This is a genomic window from Neobacillus drentensis (assembly GCF_036966985.1).
Taxonomy (GTDB): Bacteria; Bacillota; Bacilli; order Bacillales; family Cytobacillaceae; genus Neobacillus; species Neobacillus drentensis_E.
Map to the genome: position 1 here is coordinate 1 of NZ_JBALSN010000813.1, position 1,239 is coordinate 1,239.

Annotated in this window: 1 protein-coding gene and 1 pseudogene; both read right to left on the bottom strand. The window is 39.3% G+C overall.

Going from position 1 to position 1,239, the window contains the following annotated elements:
* Window positions 1-276 (bottom strand): annotated as a pseudogene (locus tag V7659_RS31965) (MFS transporter); the annotation flags it as partial.
* Between the two features lie 120 nt (window positions 277-396).
* A partial coding sequence (locus V7659_RS31970; RefSeq protein WP_335543981.1) for a LacI family DNA-binding transcriptional regulator occupies window positions 397-1,239 on the bottom strand: 843 nt, incomplete at its 5' end.

A 1,239-nucleotide genomic window follows, 5' to 3' on the forward strand; every position in this document is an offset into this window, starting at 1 on the left:
GAAAATAGCACCAATCGCTTGTCCGATATAACCAGACCCAATAAGAAGACCAATTTGAGCAGGTGATAAATTCCACATGCCGATGAGAACTGGGAGAACAAACGCTAAAGATAGCGCATCAAAAGCATCAAAAAACGTAGCAGATCCCATAATGATACGAGGTTTTAAATGCCATCTCGAAAAAGGTACACTTTCCATCCTAGTCAATAGTTGTGAAGCTCTATCAACAACTTGATCATCATGAGAATTTGAATTTCCGCTGAGTTCTAACGTCATGATATCTCCTCCTTAATAGAGGAAATGATGCAAAAGTACATGCTGATGAGCACAAAAGAAATCGCTTACATTTTAAATGAAGAGACATTCTAAAGCGATCATATGAGTTTTCAGCATCTATCATTTCTTTTTTGGCGTTCCCGTGGTGCCACGATCTACATAGTACATCGGGAAGATATGTTCCATCTTCTCTAACTGTTCTCCTTCTAATAACTGCGTTAGTAAAGAAACCGCTTTTCTTCCCATTCCAACTAAATCAACATGAACAGAAGATAAAGAAGGGGTTAGAAAACTTGCAATGGGCACATCATCAGCACCAACGACAGACAAATCATGAGGTATTGACACATTTGCGATATCTGCCGCTTTCATGACCCCTATCGCCAAAAAATCTGAAGAGCAAACAACTCCAGTCATGTGCTGGTTTCCTTGGAGAAATTGAGAAACCACTTCTACTACTTTTCCCCCATCAAATTCATCTAACTCAAACACAAGCTCTTTGTTCATTGTTAATCCTAAACTTTTCAGTGTACGCTCATACCCCTTGTAATACCTCACACTATGCATCGAACTCATTGGACCATTGACCAGTCCAATGGTTCGATGACCTTTATCAAATAAGGACGTGACAGATTGGCACACACCTTCTTCATCATCAGGCCTGACACATGGAAATGGAGAATCCTCTAAGTAACTTCCGACAACGATAATGGGAATAGCTAAACTTTTTAACCAATCCATGCTCAATTCTTCATTTCTTGGAGAAAATAAAATGGCACCATCTACAGCCTGCGTTTCAAGTAATCGCTGCTGCTGTACAGATGTAAATGACATCAACATATTGAATTCAGTCTCATCTAATTCCTTCGCTATCCCATCTAAAATCGTCGAAAAAAATGGATTATTCAAAATATATGAACCACGCGGAACCACGACAGCAATATTGCCAGTCTTTCTTTTAAC